The following is a 24,598-nucleotide window of genomic DNA, read 5'->3' as shown; positions in this document are numbered from 1 at the left end:
GATGCGCGCCGCGTTCACCGCCGCGCCGTCCCGAGTCCCTCCGAATCCCCCGAGGTCCCCGCCCCGATTCCGGTCAGCTCGTACCGGATCTCCACGGCGTCCGGGGCGGAGCCGGAGGGGGCGGCCGTGGGGTCCTGCCGCCAGCCGCCCCTCCGGTAGAAGTCGCGGCCCCGGGTGTTGCGTTCCAGTACCCAGAGATATCCCGCCCGCGTGCCCCGCTCCGCCCAGACGGACAGCGTGGAGCGCATCAGGCTGCGTCCGACCCCGGTGCCCCAGCAGTCGGGTCGGGCGTAGAACGCGTACAGCTCCTCGACGTCGGGCCGTTGCCCGAGGTCCTCGTCGCGGGCCGGACCGAAGGACGAGAAGCCGGCGATCCGCCGGCCGTCGTCGTGCACGAGCACCTGGGCTCCGCCCGCGGTGCCGGCCCCGATCCGGTCGCGCCACAAGCCGGTGAGGGCGGTGGTGTCGAGAGCCTGGAGCTCGGCGGCCGGCAGGATTCCGGCGTATGCCGCGCGCCATGCGGCGACCTGGAGCCCGGCGATCTGCCCGGCGTCGCCCTCGCGCGCGTGCCGGTCACGCCGGGGGACGGCCCGGCCGTGCGCATCCGTGGTCAGCACGGGTACTCCCTGAGGTTCGGGGGCTGCTCGACGCCCGGCGCCGCCTGCCGGCAGTCGCGGTCCGTCGCGGCCGTCGGAGGGCGGCGGGCGTGAACCTACTATGGTTCCCGGGGGCGCGACGGCGCACGGAATTAGGGACGTGGAATGCGACGGCTCGGAGAGCTCGAAGCCGAAATCATGGACTGCCTGTGGAAGTGGGACAGGCCGGCGACGGTCCGTGAGGTCGTCGACGACATCAACCTCCGCCGCCCGGCCGCCTACACGACGGTGATGACCGTGGCCACCATCCTCTACAACAAGGGCTGGCTGACCCGCCGGAAGCAGGGGCAGGCGTGGCTCTACACGCCGGTCCGCAGCCGCGAGGCCTACTCCGCAGCCCTCATGGAGGACGCCCTGGGAGCGAGCGGGGACCGGTCGGCCGCGCTCGTGCACTTCGTGGAGCGGATGACGGAGGAGGAAGTCGCCGCGCTCCGCGACGCGTTGCGCGCGACGGGCCGCGGCGGCGAGCTGTGAACGCCGCACCCTTCTTCCTCGGCTACGCCGCGGCCGTCGGCGTCCTCGCCCCGCGCGTGCTGCTCCGCAGCAGCTGGCCCCAGCGGTCACCGCTGCTGGCGGTCGCCGTGTGGTTCGCGTCGGCGGCCTCCTTCTCCGTCTGCGTCGCCCTGGCGGCCCTGCACCTCACCACCCCGGGCGCACACCTGCACGGCGTCCTCTACTCCTGCCGCTCGGCCCTGGGCCTCGGCCCGTCCGGCGGCGGCCTCCTGCCGGGTTCGGGGCTCGCCGCCGTCGCCGTCCTGGTCTCCGCCCACCTCACCGGCTTCGCCGTGCACGCCGTGCGGGCGTACGCCGCCCGCGCCCGGCACCGCGAGATCCTGGACAAGGTCGGCCGCCGGTCGGCCTGTTCGCGGGCCACGGTGCTGGAACACGCCGAGCCCGCCGCCTACTGCCTGCCCGGCCGCCGTCCGAGGATCGTCCTCAGCAGCGGGGCCGTCGGCCTCCTGACCGGCGGCGAACTCGACGCCGTCGTCGAACACGAGCGGGCCCACATCCGCGGCCGCCACCACCTCGTCCTCGCGGCCGCCCACGGCTTCACCCGGGTCTTCCCCGGTCTGCCGCTCGCCCGCCATCTCCAGGAGCAGATCCCCCTGCTGCTGGAGATGGCCGCCGACGACCGCGCACTGCGCCGCTGCCCGCGCGGCGCGCTCGCCGCCGCCATGTTCACCCTGGCGGCGGGCGAGGCGCCGAACGGAGCCCTGGCGGCGGGCGGCCGGACGGTGCTGGTCCGCCTCCGGCGCGTGCTGGCCCCGGCGCACCGCGCGCATCCGGCCCTGCGCTGCGCGGTCGGCACGGGCGCCCTGATCACGCCCGTGCTCCCCGTACTGCTGACCTGCCACGCCGGACTCGGGTGACGCCCTTCGGCCGCCGCGGACCGGCCGGCGGCCTCAGATCCGTACGCCCCACATGAAGGGCATCCCGCTGCGGGCCATCGACTCGTACCGGACCTGGGCGCCGGGCTTCGGCGCGTGGAGTATCTGGCCGTTCCCGGCGTAGAAGCCCACGTGGCTCAGGTCGGTGCGCATGATGACGAGGTCGCCGGGCTTGAGCGCACCGATCGAGTTGATCCGGGTGCCGGCGTTGGCCTGGGCCTGCGACGTACGGGGCAGCGAGACGTCGGCCTGCTGGAACGCCCAGGAGGTCAGGCCCGAGCAGTCGAAGGACCCGGGACCGGTGGCGCCCCACACGTACGGCATGCCGACCCTGCTCTTCGCCGCGTTGAACGCCGCGGCCGTACGACCGGACGCACTGGCCTCGTTGCCCAGCTCGCCCTGCTCGCTCGCCAGTTGGGTCCGCTCGCTCGCCCGGTTGGCCCGCTCCTCCTCGGCGGCCCGCTCGGCCCGCTCCTCGGCCGTGAGGGTGTTGAGGAGCCGCTGCGCCTGGGCCAGCTTGCCCTGGATCTCCTTCTTCTTGCTCCCCAGCTCCTTGCGCGTCTCCTGGAGGCTGTCGAGCTTCTCCGTGGCCTGAGTACGCTGCTGCTGAAGGGCGCGCTGCTGCGAGAGGAACCGCTGGAGCGTGTCCGACTGCCGTGCGCTGAGGCGGTCGAGGCCCGACGCCTGGTCCAGGTAGGCGTCGGGGTCGGCCGAGAGCAGCAGCTGCACGGAGGGGTCGAGACCACCGGTGCGGTACTGGGCCGTGGCCGCCGAACCGAGCTGCTGCCGCAGCTCGTTGAGCGCCGCCTGCTTCCGGACGACCTCCTCGTGGAGGTTGTCCGCCTCCTTCTGCAGCTTCCCGGCCGATTCCTTCGCCCCGTTGTACTTCTCGGTGGCCTGGGTGGCCTGCTCGTACAGCCGGTCGATCTGCGCCTGGACACCCTTCTTGTTCGGGTCCGGCAGCGGATCGGCCGAGGCCGACTGCGCCGACAGCGCGACCGTCACCGCCGCGGTCGCGGTGAGCACGGAGGTGTATCCGTGACTGGGCTGCTTGGGACGACGGTGGGACGCCACTGAGGCGGGCTCCTTCTTCCTCGGCCGCTGTCCGACGGTCCACGGACCGTCACGTACCGCTGCGGGCAAGCGGCTTCAGCGGCACCTCCACCGGTGACCCGGGCGGGCGACCGGCCGTTCGGAGGCCGAGTCACGCATACTAATCAACTTAGTGGCCCACATCCAAGCGCGGCCGGGGAGCGCCCCTCCATCCGATCACGCCGTGACCTGCTCAGTCGCCGAGGATCCGCTCCCACAGCAGTCCGTCCCGCCAGCTCCCGTCGAGAAGGATCGCCGCGTGCGCCACGCCGTACGGGGTGAACCCGTTGCCGCGCAGCACCCGTTGCGAGGGCAGGTTCTCCAGGTTGGTCGACGCCTCGGCGCGGTGCAGGCCGAGCTCGTCCGTCATCACCCGGAGCACGAGCCCGACGGCTCTTCCCGCGTGCCCCTGGTTCTGGGCGACGGAGGCGATCCAGTAGCCGACGGAGCCGCGCCGCAGATGCGGCTGCGGCAGGATGCCTCCCACGGTGACCTGCCCGATCACCTGGTCGTCGGCGAGCACCACGCCCGGCCAGACCGTGCCGGCCCGGTGTCCGGCCAGCAGGCCCTCGATCCGCTCCGCCTGGCCCTCCGGGGTGAAGTAGTCGGCAGGCTGGGCCGGTTCCCACGGCCGGAACGCTTCGACGTCCCGCACCCGGTGCGCGGCGATCGGGGCGGCGTCGGCGGGCTCTATCAGGCGGATCGTCGTACGGCTGGGCATGGGGCCGGTCCTCGTCGCGGTGCGTCGGATGGGACCGCCAGCCTATGCGAGGGCCCCGGGCCGCCACGCGGCGGCCCGGGGGTCGCCGGGTGGTCGGGGACCGCCCCTGGTCAGGGGACCTTCACCCAGTCGAGGGTGCGCTCCACCGCCCTCTTCCAGCCCGCGTAGCCCTCCGCGCGCTGCTCCTCCGACCACTCGGGCGACCAGCGCTTCGACTCGTGCCACTGGGTGCGCAGCTCGTCGGTGTTCTGCCAGAAGCCGGTGGCGAGCCCCGCCGCGTAGGCGGCGCCGAGCGCGGTCGTCTCGGCCACGACGGGGCGGCTGACCGGGACGCCCAGGACGTCGGACTGGATCTGCATGCAGAGGTCGTTGGCGGTGACCCCGCCGTCGACCTTGAGCACGTCGAGATGGACCCCGGAGTCCTGCTCCATGGCCTCGACCACGTCGCGGCTCTGGTAGCAGATGGCCTCCAGGGTGGCCCGTGCCAGGTGGGCGTTGTCGTTGTACCGGGCCAGGCCGACGATCGCGCCGCGGGCGTCGGACCGCCAGTACGGCGCGAACAGGCCGGAGAACGCGGGCACGAAGTACACGCCGCCGTTGTTTTCGACGCTCCGGGCCAGCTCCTCGCTCTCCGGCGCGGACTTGATGATCTTCATCTGGTCGCGCAGCCACTGCACCGCCGACCCGGTGACGGCGATGGATCCCTCCAGCGCGTAGACCACCGGACTGTCGCCGAACTGGTAGGCCACCGTGGTGAGGAGCCCGTGCTCCGAGCGGACCAGCTCGGTGCCGGTGTTGAGCAACAGGAAGTTGCCGGTCCCGTAGGTGTTCTTGGCCTCGCCGGGGGAGAAGCAGACCTGGCCGACGGTGGCCGCCTGCTGGTCGCCGAGTACGCCCCCGATGGGAATGGCGGCGCTCAGCGGCCGGGAGGTACGGGTGGAGCCGTAGGCCTCCGGGTGCGACGAGGGGTTGATCTTCGGGAGCATCGCCCGGGGAATGTTGAAGAAGCCCAGGAGTTCCTCGTCCCAGTCGAGGGTCTCCAGGTTCATCAGCATGGTGCGGCTGGCGTTGGTCACGTCGGTGGCGTGGATACCGCCGTTCGGGCCGCCGGTCAGGTTCCACAGGACCCAGGCGTCCGTGTTGCCGAAGATCGCGTGACCGGCCTCGGCCGCTTCCCGTACGCCGTCGACGTTCTCCAGGATCCACTGGATCTTGCCGCCGGAGAAGTACGTCGCCGGTGGCAGCCCGGCCTTGCGGCGGATGGTCTCGCCCTGCCCCGAGCGTTCGAGGCCGGCCGCGATGGCGTCCGTACGGGTGTCCTGCCACACGATGGCGTTGTAGTACGGCCGCCCGTTGCGCGGGTCCCAGACCACCGTGGTCTCGCGCTGGTTGGTGATCCCGATGGCCACCAGGTCGGTCGGCGACAGGCCGCCGTGCCGCAGGGCGTTCTGCATCACCGAGTTGGTGCGCTCCCAGATCTCCACGGGGTCGTGCTCCACCCAGCCGGAGCGGGGCAGGATCTGTTCGTGCTCCAGCTGGTGCTTGGCGACCTCGTTGCCGCCGTGATCGAAGATCATGAACCGGGTGCTGGTGGTCCCCTGGTCCACCGCGCCGATGAAGTCCGCCATGATGTGTCGCCTCTCCGGCCGGTGTCGTCAGTCCCTGGAGGATGCCGGGACGCGTCCCGGCGGTTCGGGTTCGGCGGACGGCAGGAAGCGTCCGATGAAGGCCTTGTAGAGGCCCGCGCCGAGCAGGCCGCCGATCAGCGGGCCGATGATGGGCACCCAGAAGTAGAGGTTCCCGTACTGGTCCCGCCAGGCCCCGCCGTAACCGGTGAGGAAGCTGGCCAGCCGGGGCCCGAAGTCACGGGCCGGGTTGATCGCGTATCCCGCGTTGGTGCCCCAGGCCATGCCGATCGCGACCACGACCAGGCCGATGATGAACGGGCCCATGTTCGAGCCGGGCGGGGTGTTGAGCAGGTCGGTGATGGCCATGATCAGGAGCAGCAGGATCGCGGTGCCGATGATCTGGTCGCGGAACGCGCCCCACTCGTGGACCGGCAGCGCCGGGTTGCCGTTGGCCGGCAGGGTGGAGAACACCGACTGCGTCTTGATGGTGTGTCCGGGGTCGGCCTTCGCCAGCGCCTCGCTGTAGTTCCACCGTACGAGGAGCGCGGCCACGAACGCGCCGGCGGTCTGCGCCAGCGCGTACGGAGCCACCTTGCTCCACGGGAACCCCTTGAACGCGGCCAGGGAGAGCGTCACCGCGGGGTTGAGATGAGCCCCGCTCAGCCGGGCCGCCACATAGACGCCGAGCGTGACGCCCAGCCCCCACGCCCAGGCGATGCTGTCGTGGTCCCCGAGCCCGCCGGCCGGATCCGTCAGCGCTCCGCCCGCCGCCACCTGGGCGACGACGCCGCACCCGAAGAGGATGAGGATCATCGTGCCCGCGAACTCGGCGGACAATTCGCCGAGCAATCCGTGCTTCTTACGTGGTTCAGCCATGGAAGCTCGCTCTCCACCGACGGGGCCGGCTGTCGACTATCCGAGCAGTGTCAGCAGGCTAAGGCGATTCACGAGATCGGGCATATCGGGATGTTCGGTGCGTCGAGGTGGGATGACTCTGCATGCTGGAGCGCATCATTCGCAACCGAATCTTTCGAATGATGGCTATAAGTGTCGTCTCTAGTCTTCCGGTTTCGTTCGGAGGCGTGTCAGCATGCAGGCCATCCGACCGCCGCGGGCACCGCATCGAACGATGCCCTAAGGCCGCTTCGACGTGATGTCGCTGCCGGCCGGTGTCCCGCAGACCTGGAGGAGCTCCATGACCAGGCATCACACGGTGCCGAAGGTGTCGATCGCCTTCTGCGCGGGGGCGCTGCTCGTTCCCGTCCTGCTCTCCGATCCGGCGGGAGCCGGGCAGGAGAGGGCCGAGGGCACCGCCCCGCCTCCCGCGCCGTCCGCCGCGGACCGCCTCCGGGTGGACTACGAGAGCGGAACGCTCGACTCCGGAGTGGAGGGCCTGACCACCACGAAGGCGGCCGCGCCGGACGCCTCCGGCGTCGTGCGGCCGGCGCACGAGGGCGCGTACGCGGTCCAGCACAAGGTGACGCTAGGCGATCCGGCCTACGAGTCCAACGGCGCGCCGCGCAGCGAGAGCGCGACGGACCTCCTCCCGTCCGGACGCTTCGTCGTGGGGGACGAGCAGCGCTACGAGTTCAGCGTGCTGCTCAAGGACTGGAAGACCTACACCCCGGGAGCGAGCGAGTCGGGCGACATCGTCTTCCAGGGCAAGTACGCGGGGGACAACGTCCCGGCGTTCTACCTCATGGCGAAGCGCGACGAGATCGCGTTCCGGTCACCGCACCTGAACCGGCAGTCGACGGTCGTGGAGGACCTCGGCCGGCAGGTGAACCGGTGGATGCGGTTCCGGGTGGACGCGCGCTGGACCGCCGACGGGACGGGTTACCTCCGGGTCGCCGTCCGGCTCTCCGGCGAGGACGGCTACCGGCCGGTCGTCGCGTACGAGAACGTGCGCACCTATCAGCCGGAGAATCCGGCCGACCACGGCTACCTCAAGTGGGGTCTCTACCGCCCCTCGCAGTCGATCGGGAACGGTGACGTGCCCACCCGGATCGTCCAGCACGACGACCTCCGCGTCACCGACCTGCCCTGACCCGGTCCGCGACCCGGCCCCCGCGCGCTCGACACATATATCCCCACACCCCGCACCCCCCCCATGGAGTACAGATGACCCACTTCTCTTCCCCGAGCAGGCGCCGCCTGCTCCAGGCCGGTGGCGCGTTCGGGCTGACGACGGCCGCCGGAACGCTCCTCGCCCCCCGGGCCGGCGCCGCCCCAGCCGCGACGGCCACGACGGCCACGACGAAGGTGACCGACCTGGGCCCGGGCCTGGTCCAGTTCTCGCTGATGAGCGGTCTGCTGGTCGGCGACACCGTGTACATCGGGTCGCGCAACATGCGGCCGGCCAGCGTGATCGGGTTCCATCTGCCGAGCCGCGCGGTGGTGTCCCGCACCGTTCTCGACGCGGGGCCCGAGCCGTCCGTCCAGGCGCTCGCGGCCGACCCCACCGGCCGCTATCTCTACATCGGCGTCCTGGTCAAGGCCGACCAGGGCGGGCCGAACCTCTACCGGTGGGACCTGAGGACGCCCGGAACCCCCGCCCTGGCCGTCGGCAGGACCGAGGACCGCGACATCCGGGATCTCGCGGTGGCCCCCGACGGCACCGTCTACGCCGTGGGCGGAGTCCCGGGGAAGGCGCCCTCCCTGTGGGAGTACGACCCGTCCACCGGCACGGTCACCGACCGGGGCGTACCCGACCCCAGGGCGACCCTGGCCCGGGCGGTGGCGGCCTCGGACACCACCGTCTTCTTCGGGGCGGGCAGCGTCCTCGCCGGCGGCGGCGGCGCGAGCAAGGCCTCCCTGTACGCCTTCGACCGCACGACGAACGCCTTCACCCCGATCGTGCCCAAGGAGATGGAGAAGGACCCCAGCCTGCGGGAACTCGCCGTCGTGGACGGTCATCTGGTCGTCGGCACCTCCGGCGGGGTCGACCCCGCGAAGCTCGCCGTGATGGACCTGGACGACCTGTCCTCGTACACCGTCGTGCCCACGGAGGGCACGGTCGTCAAGATGCTCGCCGCCGACGCGGACCGTATCTACTTCGCCTCAGAATCGGGTCTCCACGCCTACGCGAAGGCGGACCGGACGCTTTCCCCCGTGGAGTTCGACGGGCCGGACCTGGGCGAGATCTGGGGCGTGGAGCACGTCGACGGGAAGCTGGTGGTCGTCTCGGCGTACGGATGCGTCGCCGAGATCGACGTGGCGGCACGCACGTCGGTCGTCACCGATCTGCACGGAGCGGGCGCGGAGGCAGGTCCGCAGGCGGGCATGGGGATAGCCGCCGGGCACGGATACGTCTACCTCGGCGGCAACGGCGCCATCTCCCGGCGCGACCTGCGGACCGGCGAGGTCGTCAACCTGCCCGCGCCCGGTGAGGCGAAGGACGCCGAGGTGATCGGCGGCATCCTGTACACCGGCCAGTACAACGCACAGGGCATCTGGCGGTACGACCCCGCCCGGCGACGCGACCCGCAGCAGGCCGCGAGCTTCCCCAGCGAGCAGAACCGTCCGCTGGACACCTCGTGGGACCCGGAGAACAGGCTGCTCCTCGTCGGGGTCCAGTCCGACACCGAGGGCGGAGGCGCCCTGTGGACGTACTGCCCGAGGAAGGGCAGGAAGGCCTCCTACGTCAACCCGATCGACGACGTCCAGCTCGTCCGGGCCGTGGCCAACCGGGACGGCGTCGCCTTCCTGGGCGGTGACAACACCTCCAAGGAGGGCCCGCGCGCCACCGTCGTCGCCCTCGACCCGGTCACGGGCAGGGAGCGGTGGCGCCTGGACACCGAGCAGGCGGCGGGTGTGGCCGCCCTGGCGGTGCAGGGCCGGAACCTCTACGGGCTCACGACGAAGGGCGCCCTGTTCGTCGTCGACGTGCGGACCAGGAAGGTGGTGCACACCGCTGACGTCAGCGCGGTGAGCAAGGGGTTCGCCGCCATGGTCACCCACCGCGGCGCGGTCTACGGCGTCTCGGACACCACGCTCTTCCGCTTCCACCCGAAGACGTTCGCCGTCAGCACGGTCGTCGCCGGGATCAACGGCGCCTGGTACAGCGGCCCGCACGTCAACGTGTACGACGGTCTGCTCTACACGCTCCGCGGGCACCACCTGGTCGCGGTCGACGACAGGCCCTCGCACTGAACCGACCGCCGTTCGGGTGATCCGGCGTTCCCGGCCGATGGTGACCTTTGATTGATATCTTTCGGTTATCGAGTGAAGGGCTGTGACTCACTCGCTACCGAGAGGGGACCGAAGGTGTTGGCTGACGAGCGCCGGGAAGCGATTCTGCGCGCTGTGGAGCGCCAGGGGTCGATCACCGTGAAGGCACTGGCCGAGGAGATGGGCGTTTCCGCCGTCACCCTGCGCCAGGACGTACGGGAGTTGGCGGGCCGAGGGCTGCTGACCCGGGTGCACGGCGGTGCCAGGGCCCTCGCACCGGCGGGCCCCGCCCCGGTCGAGACGCCCGTCGTCGCCCCGCCGTCCGCGACGGAGCGGTACGCCGTCGGGCTGGTGGTGCCCCCGGGCGGCTACTACTACGCGGAGGTCATCCGCGGAGTCCAGGACGCGGCCCGCTCGCTCGGCGTGCGGGTCGTGCTGGCCGTCTCCGGGGAGTCCCTGTCGGAGAACCAGGAACAGGTCCGCCAGCTCGTGGCCGGAGGCATCGACGGCCTGCTGCTGATGCTGCACCCGGGACTGCGTCCGGTGGACGAGGCCGAGCGGTGGCTGAGCGGCCTGGAGGTGCCGGCCGTCCTGGTGGAGCGCAGGGCGGGGATCAAGGCGGGCAGGCTGGAGCAGGTCGCGTCGGACCACGCCTACGGTGCGGCGCTGGCGGTACGCCACCTCGCCGGGCTCGGGCACGACCGGGTGGCCCTGGTCGCCCGGGTCGAGAGCCCGAACACCGCGCACCTCAGCGCTGGTTACGCCGAAGCCGTGGCGTCCGTGGGGCTGCGGCCGGGGCCGGAGTACCGCATCGTCACCGGCGGTGACGCGGCCCCGGCCGACGGGCGGTTCGACGAGGTGATCCGGGCCGTGGAGGCCGGCGAGGTCCGGGCGGCGCTGGTGCACAACGACATCGACGCCATCGCGCTCGTCGGCATCCTGCGCGCGCGGGGGCTGCGGGTGCCGGAGGACCTGGCCCTGGTCACCTACGACGACGAGGTCGCCGAGCTGAGCGAGACACCCCTCACCGCGGTCGCTCCCCCCAAGCAGGCCGTGGGGGCGTGGGCCCTCGACCTGGCGGTGCGCCGGCTGTCCCACCCCGCCACGCCCCAGGCGGAGATCCTGCTCCGCCCCGAACTGCGGGTACGGGCGTCCTGCGGCGCCCGGCGCGGGTGAACGCGTGAGCAAGTGATGCATTCGCTTTCGTTTCCCAAAAAACGAAAGCGAATGCATTGACGCGATGTCGTACGTAACGAATGATTGCTGTGACACCCAAGCAAACGATCGGTGGCACATCATGTTTCGTAGACGGCTGACAGCGCTGGTCTGCTCCGCCGCGGCCCTCGGCCTGCTCGCCACGGGATGTGGCGACTCGGACGGCGGGAAACCCGCGGCGGAGAAGGGCACGGGGAAGGTCACCTTCTGGTCCTTCGTCAAGGGCTCCGACGAGGTGGCGGAGGCCTTCAACCGGTCCCACCCGGACATCGAGGTGACCTTCGAGGCGGTGCCGTCGGGCCAGGAGTACTACTCCAAGCTCACGAACGCCGTGAAGGCCGGGACCGTCCCCGATGTCGCGGTGGCCGAGTTCGCCCAACTGCCCGAATTCGCCACGCAGGGCAAACTGGAAGGCCTCGACGACCGGCTCGGCCCGCTGGTCGAGGACCATTTCCCGCCGGCGACCCGGGAGTTGGTCCAACTGGGCGGCGAGACCTGGGGCGTTCCCCGTGACGCCGCCCCGCTGATGATGTTCTACCGGAACGACTTCTTCACGTCCCACGGCATCGACGTCCCCACCACCTGGGCCGAGTACCGGACCATGACCGGACAGGTGAGGAAGGCGGATCCGAAGGCCCGCGGCGGCGTCCTGTACACCGACAACCCCGGCCTGCTGACCGCCCTCGCCCAGCAGGCCGGATCGCAGTGGTTCGACACGGAGAAGGACGCCTGGAAGGTGTCGCTGACCGACGCGCCCTCCCGGAAGGTCGCCGACTACTGGGGCGACCTCGCGGACCAGGACCTCGTCCACTCCCTCGGCTCGCTCGACCCGTTCTGGACGAGCGTCCAGCAGGACCGGACCGTCGCCTACGTCTGCGCGAGCTGGTGCGCCGGAGCCCAACAGGCCACCGTCGCCGACCAGAAGGGCAAGTGGTCCGTCGCCCCGGTCCCCACCTGGGACGGCAAGCCGGCGTCCGCCATGTACGGCGGCTCCTCCTTCGTCATCCCGAAGGGCGCGAAGAACGCCGCGGCCGCCGCCGAGTTCATCAAGTGGATCACGACCGACCCCGAGGGCATGAAGGCGTGGGTCTCCACCGGCACCAGCAGCATGTTCCCCGCCGACCCCCGTCTCGTGCCGGTCACCAAGTCCGCCTTCCCCACCGACTACTTCGGCGGCCAGGACATCTACGCCGTGGGCAGCGCGTCGTACAGGTCCATCGTGCCGGGCTGGACGTGGGGCCCCGTCATGGGAACCACCAACACCGCCGTCGTCGACCGGCTTCCCAAGGTCGCCGACGGCGGGACGAAGCTCGTCGACGTCCTCGCCGAGGCCCAGCGGGCCACCGTCGAGGACATGGAACGCCGCGGGATGAAGGTCGCCGAGTAGGGGCGTTCCGGACGCCGAACCGCAGAGCCGATGCCCGACCCACCCGACGAGGCCGGCATCGGCCCGCTCCCCGCACCTTCCCGCTCTCCTCGAGAAAGGCCCGGTATGGCAACCCCGTCAGCCCGCGCCCAGCGCCGTACCGCCGCGCTGCTTCTGGCACCGTTCTTCGCTCTCTTCACCGCCGTCACCATCGCCCCGCTGGCCTACGCGGGCTGGATGAGCCTGTTCACCACCCGCACCTCCGGACTCGGCTTCGGCGGCGCGGAAGAGGTCTTCGCCGGAGTGGACAACTACGTCCAGGCGCTGTCCGACCCCGCGTTCCGCAGCGGATTCGTCACGATCGCCGCGTACATCGCCGTCTACATCCCGGTGATGATCGGCGGCGCCCTCGTGCTCGCCCTGCTGCTGGACACGGCACTGGCCAAGGCGCGGGCCTTCTTCCAGCTGGCGCTGTTCCTCCCGCACGCGGTGCCCGGACTCATCGCGGCTCTCATCTGGGTCTACCTGTACACGCCGGGGCTGAGCCCGGTGACCGACTTCCTCGCCTCCGGCGGCCTCGACATCGACTTCCTCTCGGCGGACAACGCGGTGTTCTCCGCGGCGAACATCGCCGTCTGGGAGTGGATCGGCTACAACATGGTCATCTTCTACGCCGCGCTCCAGGCGGTGCCGGGCGAGACTCTCGACGCGGCGAGGATCGACGGCGCGGGCGGCATCCGCACCGCCCTGTCGATCAAGGTGCCGATGATCCGCCCGGCCATCGCGCTGGCCGTGCTGTTCACCGTCATCGGATCGGTCCAGCTCTTCACGGAACCGAAGGTCATCTACAGCGCCTCCAGCGCGATCGGCAGCAGCTGGACGCCCAACATGTTCGTCCAGACCGCAGCCTTCACCCACAACAACTTCGGTCTGGCGGCGGCCGCCTCGCTGCTCATCGCGGTGTTCGCCGCGGTGCTGTCCTTCCTCGTGACCCGTTTCTCGCGCAGCAGGAGCAAGCCGTGACCCAGCCCACGACACGCACCGCCCCGGCCCCGCGCGGCCCCGGCCGGCGTCCCTCGGTCCTGCTGTCCAGGGCCGGCGTGACCGCGATGCTGGGGCTCGCCGCCCTCTACACCCTCCTGCCGATGCTCTGGCTGGTCCTGTCGTCCACCAAGAGCCGCCAGGACCTCTTCGCCACGAACGGCTTCGCACCGGGCGACGACTTCGCGCTCCTCGACAACCTCCAGTACCTGTTCGACGTCGACGACGGCATCTTCCTGCGCTGGCTGCTCAACACGGTCCTGTACGCAGGAGTCGGCGCGCTGCTCGCCACGGTGTTCAGCGTGGCCGCCGGGTACGCGTTCGACAAACTGGACTTCCCCGGCAAGGAGAGGATCTTCTCCCTCGTCCTGCTCGGCGTCATGGTGCCCGGAACCGCGATGGCGATCCCGCTGTACCTGATAGCCGCCGAGGTCGGCCTCGTGAACAGCTTCTGGGGCGTGTTCATCCCCGGCCTCGTGTTCCCGTTCGGGGTCTATCTGGCCCGGGTCTTCAGCGCGTCCTACGTCCCCGGGGAGGTCCTCGAAGCGGCCCGGGTGGACGGGGCCGGCGAGTTCAGGACCTTCTGCCGGATCGCCCTGCCCATGGTCGCGCCCGGCTTCGTGACCATCTTCCTCTTCCAGTTCACCCAGATCTGGAACAGCTTCTTCCTGCCCCTGGTGATGCTGTCCGACGAGGACCTCTTCCCGGTCAACCTCGGCCTGTACGTGTGGTATTCGTCCGCGCTCTCCCAGGGCCACCCGCAGGACTACCTCCTGGCGATCGTCGGATCGCTGGTGTCCGTGGTCCCCCTGGTCGTCCTCTTCCTGATGCTCCAGCGATTCTGGAAGTCCGGCATGACCGCCGGCGCCGTCAAGTAGGCCATCGTCATGAGGATCCCCATGCCATCCACTCCGTCCCGCCCGCGCGCCCTCTTCGCCATGGGCCGCCGGCACCGCGACGCCCTCTTCACCCCGGCCGCGCTCGAACGGCTGACCCGCCAGGTCGACATCGACCCGCACGTCGTCGCCGAGACCTTCGTCGCGGTGCCGGACCCGGCGGCCGTCGAGCTCCTGATCACGTCCTGGGGATGCCCACCGCTCGACGCCGCCGCCCTCGCCCGCATGCCCGCGCTGAAGGCGGTCGTGCACGCGGCGGGCAGCGTCAAACACCATGTGACGGATGCCTGTTGGGACCGCGGTATCCGCGTCTCCACCGCGGCAGCCGCCAACGCCGTACCCGTCGCCGAGTACACGCTCGCCGCCATCCTCTTCGCCAACAAGCGCGTACGGGAGATCGGCGGGCTCTACCGCGAACACCGCGAGGTCCTGGACTGGGCGGCCCACTTCCCGGGCTTCGGCAACTACCGCAGGACGGTCGGCCTGGTGGGCGCGTCCCTGGTGGGCCGCAGGGTGCTGGAGCTGCTCCGCCCCCATGACTTCGACGTCCTGCTGGCCGACCCCCACCTCGACCCCGCCGAGGCCCGGTCGCTCGGCGCCCGGCTCGTCGGACTCGACGAGATGCTCGGCGCCTGCGACGTCGTCTCGCTCCACGCGCCCGCCCTGCCCGAGACCCACCACCTGCTCGACGCCCGGAGACTGTCGCTCCTGCGTGACGGCGCCACCCTCGTCAACACCGGACGCGGCTCGCTCGTCGACACCGAGGCCCTCACCGCCGAGGCCCTGTCGGGACGCGTCCACGCGGTCCTGGACGTCACCGACCCCGAGGTGCTGCCCGCCACGTCGCCCCTGTACTCGCTGCCGAACGTCCTGCTGACCCCGCACATCGCCGGCTCGCTCGGCGGCGAACTCCAGCGCATCACCCGCAGCGCCCTCGACGAGGTCGAACGCTACTGCGCCGGGCAGGAGTTCGCCCACGCGGTGACCCGCGCCGCCCTGACCACCTCGGCCTGATCGCGCGAGAGAACCGGAGCAACCGCATGCCCCTGACCGGCCACCTGTCGGACGTCCTCGTCTACACCCGTACGACGGCCTACCGGCACGCGTCGATCCCCGCCGCGCGCACCGCTCTGCGCGAACTGGGCGAGGAGGAGGGCTTCACGGTGGAGACCTCCGAGGACCCCGCGGTCTTCACCGACGCCTCCCTGGCGGGACGCGGCGCGGTGGTCTTCCTGTCCACGAGCGGCGACGTCCTCACCGAGGAGGGGCGGGCCGCGCTCCAGCGGTGGGTCACGGACGGCGGCGGCTTCCTGGGCGTCCACTCCGCCGCGTGCACCGAGTACGGCTGGCCGTACTACGGCGAACTGCTCGGTGCGCGTTTCGGGGGCCATCCCGCGTTCCAGCCCGGCACCGTGCTGGTGGAGGACCGGAGCCATCCGGCGACGGCCCACCTGCCGGCGCGGTGGGAGTGGAGCGACGAGTGGTACGACTTCCGGGCCAACCCGCGCCGCCCGGGCGTACGGGTCCTCGCCACCGTCGACGAGACCGGCTACGAGGGCGGCGGCATGGGCTCCGACCACCCCCTGGTCTGGTGCGGGGAGGCCGGCGCGGGCCGCTCCTTCTACACGTCGCTGGGCCACGCGGACGAGGCCTACGGCGACCCGGCCTTCCGCCGCCACCTGCTGGGCGGCCTGTGCTGGGCGACGGGCGCGACCGCCTGACGTCCTGCACCGGCCGCCCAGGGGCGTGGGCCGCTGGTACCTACCGGGCCAGGGAGAGCCCCGCCAGCTCCAGGCAGGCCGCGATCGACGCCGTCTCCGCCTCGTCCAGGCGGCGCATCGGCGCGCTCATCACGTTGGTCTCGATGATCCCGCGCAGCATCAGGGCCGTCTTGAACGCCCCCAGCCCCGCGGCCGTCGCCGAAGCCGTGCCGGGGCGCGCCGCGCGGACGATGTCGAACAGGCCGACGAGCCGGTCCTGTTCGGCCCTGGCGGTGGCCCAGTCGCCCTTCACCGCCGCCTCGTGCAGCCGCACATAGCCGTGCGGGTCCACATTGCCCAGGCCGGGCACGGAACCGTGCGCGCCGCTCAGCATCATCGCGTCGACCACCAGCTCGTGGCCCGTGAGCACCGAGAACCCCGGAAGGTCACGGGCCTCGATGACGAGGCGTCGGAACGAGCCGTCGTCCCCGCTGGAGTCCTTCACCCCGGCGAGCACCCCGTCCGCCGCGAGCGGCAGCAGGAGTTCCGGGTCCAGCTTGCTGTGGACGCAGACCGGCACGTCGTACGCCAGCAGCGGCAGGTCCACCGCCGCCGCGAGCTCCCGGAAGTGGCGGTCGATCTCGGTGACATGGGTGCGCGTGTAGAAGGGCGCGGTGGCCACGACCGCGTCCGCGCCCAGGGCCGCCGCCGCGCGGGCCCGCTCGGCGGCCCGGTCGGTGGTGGTCTCGATGGCCCCGACGAGGACCGGGACCTGGCCGGCCGCCGTCGCGGTGATCACCTCGATGACCTCGTCCTGCCGGTTCGGCGTCAGGTAGGCCGTCTCGCCCGAACTGCCCAGGGCGAAGAGGCCGTTGACTCCGCCGTCGAGGAGATGGCCGACGACCCGTTCCAGCGAGGCGCGGTCGAGCTCGCCATCCGCGGTGAGCGGGGTCACGACGGGCGGGATCACTCCGGAGTACACGGAGGAGGGGACGGTCATGCGGTGCTCCTTGCGGGCGGTACGGAGGTCCGTGCCCCCGAGGGGGACACGGAGTTCTGGGGATGGACGCAGTGCCGGCGGTGGTCGGCGGGGCCGAACGTGGCCACCGGGAAGACCTCGGCGCACGCGTCGTCGGCCTTCCAGCAGCGGGTGCGGAACGGGCAGCCGGTCGGCGGGTTGGTGGCGGAGGGCACCGGGCCCGTGAGCACGATGCGTTCCGTCGCCTCCAGCAGGCTGGGTGTGGCGGAGAGCAGCGCCTCGGTGTACGGGTGCCCGGGGGAGCCCGCCACGTCGGCGGCCCGGCCCTCCTCGACGATGCGGCCGAGGTAGAGGACGGCGATGCGGTCGGCGAGGTAGCGGACGGTCTGGATGTCGTGGCTGATGAACACCATGCCCAGGCCGAGGCGTTCGCGCAGGTCGACCAGGAGGTTGAGCACCTGGGCGCGTACGGAGACGTCGAGCGCGGAGGTCGGTTCGTCGGCGACGATCAGCTCCGGTTCGAGGGCCAGGGCGCGGGCGATGGCGACGCGCTGGCGCTGGCCGCCGGAGAGCTGTCCGGGCAGGGCGGCGAGGGTGTGGCCGGGCAGCCCGACCAGGTCGAGCAGCTCCTCCACCCGGGCCTCGCGCGCCTCCCGCGTGCCCCGCCGGTGCACGTCCAGCGGATCGCGGAGGATCTGCCTGACCGTGAGGCGGGGGTTGAGGGCGGTCGCGGGATCCTGGAAGACGACGCCGACGGCCGAACCGAAGTCGTCGCGCCGCTCGGCGCCGGACATCTTCCAGAGGTCGCGCCCGTGGAAGAGGACTTCCCCCTCGGTGGGCTTCTGGAGTCCGGTCAGCACGCGGGCGAGCGTGGACTTGCCGCAGCCGGACTCCCCGACCAGGCCCACGATCTCGCCGCGCTCCACCTTCAGCGTGGCGTCGGTGAGCGCGTGGACGGCATCGCGGGAGAAGATCCCGCCGCTGCGTGCCTTGTGGCGTACGTGGACGCCGTCGAGCCTGATCACAGGGCGCTCCCTTCCAGTTCCTCGGCGGTCGTCCTGGCCGGGTGGTGGCAGGCGAAGCCGTGGTCGTCCGTGGTGCCGCGCGGGGTGAGCGCGGGTGTCGTGGTGCGGCAGAGATCGGTGGCGGCTCCGCAGCGCCCGGCGAAGCGGCACCCCTCGCCGAAGCCCTGGGGCGCGGGGACGACGCCCCGGATCTGGTGGAGCCGGTCCGCGCCGGCCTCCAGGGAGACGACGGAGCCGAGGAGGCCGCGGCTGTAGTGGTGGGCGGGTCCGGTGAGGACGGACCGGGTGTCGCCGACCTCGGCGAGCCGGCCCGCGTACATCACGGCGACCCGGTGGGAGAGGTCGCCGACCAGGGCGAGGTCGTGGGAGACCAGCACCATGGCGAAGCCGAGCTCGTCGCGGAGCCGGATGAGGAGTTCGACGACCTGGGCCTGGACGGTGACGTCGAGGGCGGTGGTCGGCTCGTCCGCGATCAGCAGGCGCGGGCTGCGGGAGAGGGCCATGGCGATGAGGACCCGCTGGCGCTGTCCGCCGGAGAGTTCGTGCGGGTAGCTGCGCAGGGTGCGTTCGGGGGAGAGGCCGACGAGTTCGAGGAGCTCGGCGGGGGTCTTCGTGGAGCCGCGCGAGGTCAGCTGCTTCAGCTGGGTGCCGACGAGCACGGAGGGGTTGAGGGAGGAGAGCGCGTCCTGGTAGACCATCGCGATCTCGGGTCCCATCAGGGCGCGGCGCTCCTTGGGCGGGAGCTTCAGCAGGTCCCGGCCCCGGTAGAGGATCTCGCCGGTGACCTCGGCGTTGCGGGCGAGGAGGCCCATGACGGCGAGGCTGGTGATGGACTTGCCGCAGCCGGACTCGCCGACCAGGCCGAGGGTCTCGCCCTCGTGGACGGTGAAGTTCAGCCGGTCGACGACGGGGATGTCGCCGTAGCGGTCGGGGAAGCGGATCGCCAGGTCGCGGACGACGAGGAGTTCCTCGGCGTCCTCGCGGACCGGGGTGACGGCGGGCCCGGTGGCGTCGATGTGCCGGGCGAGCCTGTCGAGGGCGGCGTCGATGTCGACGGTGGCGGCGGCCTCGACCGGGTCGGGCGCCGTGGTGGCGGTGGGCGCGGGGGAGGTGCGGGCGCTCCTGGGCGCGGCGGAGGCGTCGGTGAGCCCCTCGGAGAGGATGTTGAGCGCGAGGACGGTGATCAGGAGGGCCAGGCCCGGGAAGAAGGTGGCCCACCAGCCGCCGGCCAGGAGGATCTGCCGGCCGTAGGCGAGGACGCTGCCCCAGCTGGGGTCGGGGTCCTGCACGCCGGCCCCGATGAAGGAGAGGCTGGCCTCGAAGATGATCGCCTCGGCGACCATGACGGTGGCGAACACCATGACCGGCGCCATGCAGTTGACGGCGACGTGGCGCAGCACGATGTACCCGCGCCGGGCGCCGATGACCTTCTCGGCCGCGACGTAGTCCTCGCCGTACTGGGCCAGCACGTTGGCGCGGACGACGCGGGCGAGCGAGGGGGTGTAGACGAAGGCGATGGTGAAGATGATCACCGGGACGCTGGTGCCGAAGACGGCGACCAGGACGGCCGCGAGCGCGATCGGCGGGAACGACATCACCACGTCGAGCGTCCGCATGACGGACTCGTCGCCGAGCCTGCGCGAGGTGGCGGCGAGCGAGCCGAGGACGGCCCCGGCGATCAGGGCGACGGCGGTCGCCCCGAGGCCGATGACCAGGGAGTAGCGCGACCCGTGCACCACGCGGGCGAAGACGTCGCGGCCGGCCCGGTCGGTGCCGAACCAGTGGTCGGCGCTCGGGGCCTGGACGGGGGTGCCGGTGGTCAGCGGGTCCTGGGTGAGGAGCGGGGCGAACACGGCGCCGAGGATGACGACGAGCAGGACGCCGAGGGCGACGCGGGAGGTGACCGGCAGGGCGCGGAAGGCGATGCCCGGTCGGGAGAGTTTCTTGGCCAGACGGCTCGTGGCGAACATGTCACACCGTCCTGATGCGCGGATTGACCAGCAGGTAGAGCAGGTCGACGACGACGTTGACCACCAGGAAGGCGATGGCGATGGTCAGCACGGTGCCCTGGACCAGGGCGACGTCGCCGCCGGTGACACCTTCGAGGATGAGTTTGCCCATGCCGGGCAGGTCGAAGATCGCCTCGATGACGACGGCGCCGCTGAGCAGATAGCCGACCTTGACGCCGAGCACGGTGAGCGGGGTGACCAGCGCGTTGCGCAGCACCGAGCGGATCACCAGGAACACCGGCAGGCCGTTGCCCCGGGCGGTGCGTACGTAGTCGCGGTCGAGTTCGGCGACCATCGAGGTGCGGACGAGCCGGGCGAGCGACGCGGCCACCGGCACCGCGAGCGATACGGCGGGCAGGGCCATGGTGGTGAGCCAGCCGCGATACGAGTCGGCGGGGTTGGTGTATCCGCCGGTCGGGAAGATCCGGGTGTTCAGCGCGAACTGCTGGATGAGCAGGACGCCGAGCCAGAAGGAGGGGATCGCGACCCCGGCCATGGACAGCACGCGGAAGAGCTGGTCGGGCCACCGGTCGCGGTACATCGCGCCCAGGACGCCGCCGATGACGGCGAGCGTGACCGCGAGGAACAGCCCGAGGAAGGTCAGTTGGAGGGTGAGCGGGAACGCCGCGGTGATCCGGTCGATCACCGGCTGGCTCGGTGGGACGGTCATCCCGAGGTCGAAGTGGAGCAGTTGGCCGAGGAAGTCGAAGTAGCGGATCGGCAACGGGTCGTTGAGCCCGTTGGCCTCCGCGAAGGCTTCCCTGGCCTCGGGACTGGCGCTCTCCCCGAGCGCGTTGTAGGCCGGGTCGGCCGGCGAGAACTGCAGCACCACGAAGACCAGCAGTGCGATGCCGAGAACCATCACCGGCATCATCGCGACGCGGCGCAGCGCGAGCCGGAGAAAAGCAACCATCGTCGGGTTCCTTGCGATCGGGCGGAGGGCGGGTCCGGGCCGCCCAGGTCCTGTCGTCCAACTGCCGTTGTCCGACGACAGGACCTGAGGTGGCGGCCCGGACCGGGCGGACGTCAGGCGCGGCCGACGCCCACGAAGGACAGGCCCGTGGTGGGCAGCGGCTCGAAGCCGGGCAGGGCCTTCTCGTTCCAGGCCGTGGGCAGCTTGCGGTGCAGGATCGGGTAGAGCGCGGCCTCGTCGGCGACCAGGTCGGTGATCTCGCCCCACAGCCGCTTGCGCGTCGCCTCGTCGGCGGCCTGGGCGGCCTTGTCGAGGAGTTGCTTGACCTTCTTGTACGCGGGGGAGCCGGACCAGCCGTAGCGCTTCTCCGGCCAGAAGCCGTAGTAGAACCAGCGCATCAGCAGGTCGACGTCGTTGCCGAAGACCGAGGGGTCGCCGGGGGCCACCATGACCTCGAACTCCCCGCCGTCGACCTTGGCGTACTGGGCGGCGGACTGGGCGATGTTCAGCGTGGCCTCGATGCCGGCCGCGGCCCAGCTCTCCTTGAGCAGCGGGGCGATGTCCTTGACCCAGCCGGTGTCCGTGGTCAGCACGGTGAACTTCAGCTTGGCCACGCCCGCTTCGGCCAGCAGCTTCTTCGCCTTCGCCACGTCGTGGGTGTAGGCGGTGGCGGCCTGGTGGTAGTCGGGGTGGCTGGTGGGGACGTAGCCGGTGGCGGCCGTCGCGTTGCCGACCATCGCGGTCTTGATGATCTTCTCGGTGTCCAGGGCGTAGTGCAGGGCCTGGCGCACCCGCTTGTCGGCGAAGCGCTTGTCGGCCGTGTTGAACATCAGGAAGAGCAGGCCGAAGGACTGCACGGACTCGGTCCTGGTGGTGGCGGAGAGCCGCTGGACGTCGATGTAGGGGACGTCCTCGATCGCCTGGACGCGGCCGGACTCCATCGCGCTGACGCGGGCCGACTGGTCCGACATCAGGCGCCAGACCATCTTCCGGGCCTTGGCCGGGTGCGGGCCGTTGTACTGCGCGTACTTCTCGAAGACGATCTTGTCCTCGCGGGTCGCCTCGACGAACCGGTACGGCCCCGAGCCGACCGGCTTGGCGTCGAAGCCCTTGACGTCCGCCTCGACGATCTTCTTCGGGACGATCCGGGCCACCGCGATCCTGGAGGGGAAGAGGGCGAAGGCGTAACGGAGCTTGAACTCGACCGTCTTCGCGTCGACCGCCGTGACCGTGTCGATGAACGGCACGAACTGCGCCATCAGCGACGCGTTCTTCTCGTCCAGGATGCGTTCGAAGCTGAAGACGACGTCCTCGGCGGTGACCGGTGAGCCGTCGTGGAAGGTGGCGCCGTCGCGCAGGGTGGCGCGGTAGGTGGTGGCGTTGATCTTCTTCGGCATCTCGGTGGCGAGCGCGGGGCGTGCCACGAGTGTTGCGGGATCGAGATCTACGAGCCCCTCGAATATGTGCATATTGGCGGCGTACGGGGTGGCGCCCGACGTGATCATCGGGTCGAAACCGGTCGAGAGGGGGTACGACAGACCCGCCTCGATGGTGCCGTTGCCATCGCCCTTTCCGGCCGCTCCACCGGCGGTGGAGGAGGGCCCGCCGCACGCCGAAAGGCCTGCCGTGATGGCGGCTGCCGCGCCGAGGGCACTGGTGTAACGCAGGAAGGTGCGGCGCTCGACGCCTGCTGGCCTCAGCTCGGGCACGGGTCCTCCAAAGGACGTTGGTGAGGAATGGGTGGAGAACGGATTTTCGAAGGCTATCGGGGGCTATCGGGACGCCTGTGCGGCGTGAGCATAAGACGTCAGATGTCTGATGCCTTGATAGCGTGGGAACGTAGCTTGACAATCGAGAGGGGTCAAGAGGTGGGGAGTTCACCTATGTCCGGCACGAGACCCGGTCGCACCCTGTTGCGGCAGGAGGTCGTCGAGGGCATCAAGCGGTACATCCTCGACGAACGGCTGCGCCCGGGGGACCCGTTGCCGACGGAACCGGCCCTGTGCGAGGCGCTCGGCGCCAGTCGCTCCAGCGTCCGCGAGGCCGTCAAGATCCTCGCCGCCCTCGACATCGTCGAGGTCCGCCACGGCCACGGGACGTACGTCGGCCGGCTGAGCATGTCGGCGCTGGTGGAGAGCCTCACCTTCCGCGGCCTGCTCTCGCCCGACGACGACTTCCAGGTGATGGCCGACCTCGTCGACGTGCGCGAGCTCTTCGAGCGGGGCATGGCCGACCGGATCATCTCCTCGCTGGACGCCGAGGAGCTGGACCGGCTGGACGGCCTGGTGGCGACCATGCGCGAGACCGGTGTGGGCGAGGGGCACGGCTTCGTCGCGGCGGACCGGGCCTTTCACGCGCTGCTCGTGGCACCGCTCGGCAACGACCTGATCGGTCAGCTCTCGATGGCCTTCTGGGACGTCTACACGATCGTCGCGCCGCATCTGCAGGGGTTCACGCACGCCGACGAGGCGGAGACCGTCGCCGCCCACCAGAGCATCGTGGACGCGGCCCGCGCCGGCGACGTCACCGCGTTCCTGAAGGCCCTCGGTGAGCACTACGCCCCGGTCAGGCGCCGCATCGCCGAAGCCAGGGCGGACAGGGGGAGCGAGGGCTGATCGGGGCCGTCGCGCTCCCGTCCGGTCTCCGGGGCAGGAGCGCGGGGCGGCCCGGCTCTTGACGGGCGGCCCCGCGGCTCCCTACGGTCTGGTGTGCATCAGGACATCTGACGTCTTCTGTCCTGTCGCTTCCCTCGTCCCCTCCAGGAGGGCACCGCCATGCCGTCGGCCGATCTCACGCTCGCGGAATGCCGCGCCTACCGGCCCGAACTGCCGCTTCCCGACGGGTTCGACGCCTTCTGGTCGGGCACCCTGGACGAAGAGGGCCCCGGCGGCGCACCGGACCGGCAGCCCCGTTTCGACGAGGTCGACAGCGGGCTGGTCCAGGTCCGCTGTTACGACGTGAGCGTCCCCGGCCACGACGGCCGTCCCGTACGGGGGTGGCTGCGGATGCCCGCCGGGGCCACCGGGCCGCTCGGCTGCGTCGTGGAGTTCCTCGGCTACGGGCGCGGCCGGGGCCTGGCCCACGAACAGCTGACGTGGGCCTGCGCCGGATACGCGCACCTGGTCATGGACACCCGCGGCCAGGGCTGGTCCTCGGCGACCGGCGACACCCCCGACACCGACCCGGGATCCGCCGGAGCCGTGCCGGGCTTCCTGACCCGGGGCGTCGAGAGCCCCGCGACGCACTACTACCGGCGGGTGTTCACCGACGCGGTCCGCTGCGTGCAGGCGATGCGCGAGCACCCCGGGGTCGACCCCGCCCGCATCGTGGTGACCGGGGTCAGCCAGGGCGGTGGCATCGCGCTGGCCGTGGCCGGGCTCGTGCCGGGGCTCGCCGGAGTGATGCCGGACGTGCCGTTCCTGTGCAACATCCCCCGGGCCGCACGGATCGCCGCGGCACCCCCGTACACCGAGATCGCCGCCTACCTCCGGCTCCACCGCGACCGCGTCGAGCCGGTGTTCCGCACCCTGTCGTACTTCGACGGGGCCCACCACGCCACCCGGGCCACCGCCCCCGCGCTGTTCTCCGTCGCCATGGCGGACGACATCTGTCCGCCCTCCACCTGCTTCACGGCCTACAACCGGTACGCGGGCCCCAAGGAGGTGCGCGTCTACGAGTTCAACGGGCACGAGGGCGGCGCCGAACACCACCGGGCCGAACAACTGGCATGGGTGCGCGCCCTGTTCGCCGTCCACCCGGCCGGACGCTCCTGACCGACCGCTCCGTCCGCACGTCTCCC

22 protein-coding genes are annotated in these 24,598 nt (G+C 71.3%); 12 read left to right on the top strand and 10 right to left on the bottom strand.

Translation table 11 applies throughout. The features are described from left to right. Positions 1-14 precede the first annotated feature (14 nt). On the bottom strand, positions 15-617 hold the full coding sequence (locus OG245_RS03865; RefSeq protein ID WP_371622141.1) for an N-acetyltransferase family protein: 603 nt from the start codon (positions 615-617) through the stop codon (positions 15-17). Between the two features lie 144 nt (positions 618-761). On the opposite strand from OG245_RS03865, the gene OG245_RS03860 reads away from it, so the two are divergent. Together OG245_RS03860 and OG245_RS03855 are read left to right on the top strand one after the other, a co-directional pair. Then, positions 762-1,130, top strand: a complete 369-nt coding sequence (locus OG245_RS03860; RefSeq protein ID WP_371622140.1) for a BlaI/MecI/CopY family transcriptional regulator — start codon at positions 762-764, stop codon at positions 1,128-1,130. Then, positions 1,127-2,026: a M56 family metallopeptidase gene (locus tag OG245_RS03855; RefSeq protein ID WP_371622139.1), complete on the top strand. Its 900-nt coding sequence runs from the start codon at positions 1,127-1,129 to the stop codon at positions 2,024-2,026. Before OG245_RS03860 ends, OG245_RS03855 begins: the two co-directional genes overlap by 4 nt. Positions 2,027-2,059: 33 nt before the next feature. On the opposite strand, the gene OG245_RS03850 is transcribed toward OG245_RS03855, so the two are convergent. The 4 genes from OG245_RS03850 to OG245_RS03835 all read right to left on the bottom strand — a co-directional run bounded on the left by OG245_RS03850 (position 2,060) and on the right by OG245_RS03835 (position 6,361). Then, the gene (locus tag OG245_RS03850) at positions 2,060-3,118 is read right to left on the bottom strand and encodes an NlpC/P60 family protein (protein WP_371622138.1); all 1,059 of its coding nucleotides are present in this window, start codon (positions 3,116-3,118) and stop codon (positions 2,060-2,062) included. Between the two features lie 211 nt (positions 3,119-3,329). After that, positions 3,330-3,857 (bottom strand): GNAT family N-acetyltransferase, encoded by a 528-nt coding sequence (locus OG245_RS03845; RefSeq protein ID WP_371622137.1) that lies wholly within the window; start codon positions 3,855-3,857, stop codon positions 3,330-3,332. A 110-nt stretch (positions 3,858-3,967) separates the two neighbouring features. Next, on the bottom strand, positions 3,968-5,485 hold the full coding sequence (glpK, locus tag OG245_RS03840) for a glycerol kinase GlpK (RefSeq protein ID WP_371622136.1): 1,518 nt from the start codon (positions 5,483-5,485) through the stop codon (positions 3,968-3,970). 27 nt (positions 5,486-5,512) lie between these two features. After that, the gene (locus OG245_RS03835) at positions 5,513-6,361 is read right to left on the bottom strand and encodes an MIP/aquaporin family protein (RefSeq protein WP_371622135.1); all 849 of its coding nucleotides are present in this window, start codon (positions 6,359-6,361) and stop codon (positions 5,513-5,515) included. A 319-nt stretch (positions 6,362-6,680) separates the two neighbouring features. Here OG245_RS03835 and OG245_RS03830 point away from each other — a divergent pair, with 319 nt between their 5' ends. The 8 genes from OG245_RS03830 (at position 6,681) to OG245_RS03795 (ending at position 15,894) form a co-directional block, all read left to right on the top strand. Then, the gene (locus tag OG245_RS03830) at positions 6,681-7,532 is read left to right on the top strand and encodes a heparin lyase I family protein (RefSeq protein WP_371622134.1); all 852 of its coding nucleotides are present in this window, start codon (positions 6,681-6,683) and stop codon (positions 7,530-7,532) included. 74 nt (positions 7,533-7,606) lie between these two features. Next, the gene (locus OG245_RS03825) at positions 7,607-9,637 is read left to right on the top strand and encodes a PQQ-binding-like beta-propeller repeat protein (RefSeq protein WP_371622133.1); all 2,031 of its coding nucleotides are present in this window, start codon (positions 7,607-7,609) and stop codon (positions 9,635-9,637) included. Between the two features lie 114 nt (positions 9,638-9,751). Continuing rightward, positions 9,752-10,831, top strand: a complete 1,080-nt coding sequence (locus OG245_RS03820) for a substrate-binding domain-containing protein (protein ID WP_371622132.1) — start codon at positions 9,752-9,754, stop codon at positions 10,829-10,831. Between the two features lie 121 nt (positions 10,832-10,952). Beyond that, positions 10,953-12,257, top strand: coding sequence for an ABC transporter substrate-binding protein (locus tag OG245_RS03815; RefSeq protein WP_371622131.1), 1,305 nt, complete (start codon positions 10,953-10,955; stop codon positions 12,255-12,257). 105 nt (positions 12,258-12,362) lie between these two features. Further along, positions 12,363-13,259: a carbohydrate ABC transporter permease gene (locus tag OG245_RS03810; protein ID WP_371622130.1), complete on the top strand. Its 897-nt coding sequence runs from the start codon at positions 12,363-12,365 to the stop codon at positions 13,257-13,259. Further along, the gene (locus OG245_RS03805) at positions 13,256-14,155 is read left to right on the top strand and encodes a carbohydrate ABC transporter permease (RefSeq protein WP_371622129.1); all 900 of its coding nucleotides are present in this window, start codon (positions 13,256-13,258) and stop codon (positions 14,153-14,155) included. The genes OG245_RS03810 and OG245_RS03805 overlap by 4 nt, the downstream gene beginning before the upstream one ends. Before the next feature lie 21 nt (positions 14,156-14,176). Then, entirely contained in the window at positions 14,177-15,187 is a 1,011-nt protein-coding gene (locus tag OG245_RS03800; protein ID WP_371622128.1) for a hydroxyacid dehydrogenase, read from the top strand. Between the two features lie 26 nt (positions 15,188-15,213). After that, positions 15,214-15,894 (top strand): ThuA domain-containing protein, encoded by a 681-nt coding sequence (locus tag OG245_RS03795; protein WP_371622127.1) that lies wholly within the window; start codon positions 15,214-15,216, stop codon positions 15,892-15,894. A 40-nt stretch (positions 15,895-15,934) separates the two neighbouring features. Here the strand turns inward: OG245_RS03795 and OG245_RS03790 are convergent, their stop codons facing one another. From OG245_RS03790 to OG245_RS03770, 5 genes are all read right to left on the bottom strand, one after another. Continuing rightward, entirely contained in the window at positions 15,935-16,873 is a 939-nt protein-coding gene (locus OG245_RS03790; protein ID WP_371622126.1) for a dihydrodipicolinate synthase family protein, read from the bottom strand. Then, a complete protein-coding gene (locus OG245_RS03785) occupies positions 16,870-17,877 on the bottom strand; it encodes an oligopeptide/dipeptide ABC transporter ATP-binding protein (protein WP_371622125.1) in 1,008 nt (335 codons plus the stop codon). Before OG245_RS03785 ends, OG245_RS03790 begins: the two co-directional genes overlap by 4 nt. Then, entirely contained in the window at positions 17,874-19,847 is a 1,974-nt protein-coding gene (locus OG245_RS03780; protein WP_371622124.1) for a dipeptide/oligopeptide/nickel ABC transporter permease/ATP-binding protein, read from the bottom strand. Before OG245_RS03780 ends, OG245_RS03785 begins: the two co-directional genes overlap by 4 nt. Before the next feature lies 1 nt (position 19,848). Continuing rightward, on the bottom strand, positions 19,849-20,799 hold the full coding sequence (locus OG245_RS03775; RefSeq protein WP_371622123.1) for an ABC transporter permease: 951 nt from the start codon (positions 20,797-20,799) through the stop codon (positions 19,849-19,851). Between the two features lie 113 nt (positions 20,800-20,912). Further along, the gene (locus tag OG245_RS03770) at positions 20,913-22,508 is read right to left on the bottom strand and encodes an ABC transporter substrate-binding protein (RefSeq protein WP_371622122.1); all 1,596 of its coding nucleotides are present in this window, start codon (positions 22,506-22,508) and stop codon (positions 20,913-20,915) included. Between the two features lie 174 nt (positions 22,509-22,682). Between OG245_RS03770 and OG245_RS03765 the strand changes: the two genes are divergently transcribed. Both OG245_RS03765 and OG245_RS03760 read left to right on the top strand, forming a co-directional pair. Next, positions 22,683-23,414, top strand: coding sequence for a FadR/GntR family transcriptional regulator (locus tag OG245_RS03765; RefSeq protein ID WP_371622121.1), 732 nt, complete (start codon positions 22,683-22,685; stop codon positions 23,412-23,414). Positions 23,415-23,573: 159 nt separating this feature from the next. After that, a complete protein-coding gene (locus OG245_RS03760; protein ID WP_371622120.1) occupies positions 23,574-24,572 on the top strand; it encodes an acetylxylan esterase in 999 nt (332 codons plus the stop codon). Positions 24,573-24,598: the final 26 nt, after the last annotated feature.

Source organism: Streptomyces sp. NBC_01116 (assembly GCF_041435495.1).
Classification (GTDB): domain Bacteria; phylum Actinomycetota; class Actinomycetes; order Streptomycetales; family Streptomycetaceae; genus Streptomyces.
This window is presented reverse-complemented; position numbering and strand designations above follow the sequence as displayed.

Excerpts from the sequence above, each read along its gene's own strand:
- OG245_RS03790 (WP_371622126.1), bottom strand. The coding sequence starts at position 16,873 with ATGACCGTCCCCTCCTCCGTGTACTCCGGAGTGATCCCGCCCGTCGTG.
- OG245_RS03825 (WP_371622133.1), top strand. The coding sequence starts at position 7,607 with ATGACCCACTTCTCTTCCCCGAGCAGGCGCCGCCTGCTCCAGGCCGGT.
- OG245_RS03845 (WP_371622137.1), bottom strand. The coding sequence starts at position 3,857 with ATGCCCAGCCGTACGACGATCCGCCTGATAGAGCCCGCCGACGCCGCC.
- glpK (WP_371622136.1), bottom strand. The coding sequence starts at position 5,485 with ATGGCGGACTTCATCGGCGCGGTGGACCAGGGGACCACCAGCACCCGG.
- OG245_RS03860 (WP_371622140.1), top strand. The coding sequence starts at position 762 with ATGCGACGGCTCGGAGAGCTCGAAGCCGAAATCATGGACTGCCTGTGG.
- OG245_RS03795 (WP_371622127.1), top strand. The coding sequence starts at position 15,214 with ATGCCCCTGACCGGCCACCTGTCGGACGTCCTCGTCTACACCCGTACG.
- OG245_RS03800 (WP_371622128.1), top strand. The coding sequence starts at position 14,177 with ATGCCATCCACTCCGTCCCGCCCGCGCGCCCTCTTCGCCATGGGCCGC.
- OG245_RS03835 (WP_371622135.1), bottom strand. The coding sequence starts at position 6,361 with ATGGCTGAACCACGTAAGAAGCACGGATTGCTCGGCGAATTGTCCGCC.
- OG245_RS03815 (WP_371622131.1), top strand. The coding sequence starts at position 10,953 with ATGTTTCGTAGACGGCTGACAGCGCTGGTCTGCTCCGCCGCGGCCCTC.
- OG245_RS03810 (WP_371622130.1), top strand. The coding sequence starts at position 12,363 with ATGGCAACCCCGTCAGCCCGCGCCCAGCGCCGTACCGCCGCGCTGCTT.
- OG245_RS03765 (WP_371622121.1), top strand. The coding sequence starts at position 22,683 with ATGTCCGGCACGAGACCCGGTCGCACCCTGTTGCGGCAGGAGGTCGTC.
- OG245_RS03780 (WP_371622124.1), bottom strand. The coding sequence starts at position 19,847 with ATGTTCGCCACGAGCCGTCTGGCCAAGAAACTCTCCCGACCGGGCATC.
- OG245_RS03760 (WP_371622120.1), top strand. The coding sequence starts at position 23,574 with ATGCCGTCGGCCGATCTCACGCTCGCGGAATGCCGCGCCTACCGGCCC.
- OG245_RS03775 (WP_371622123.1), bottom strand. The coding sequence starts at position 20,799 with ATGGTTGCTTTTCTCCGGCTCGCGCTGCGCCGCGTCGCGATGATGCCG.
- OG245_RS03830 (WP_371622134.1), top strand. The coding sequence starts at position 6,681 with ATGACCAGGCATCACACGGTGCCGAAGGTGTCGATCGCCTTCTGCGCG.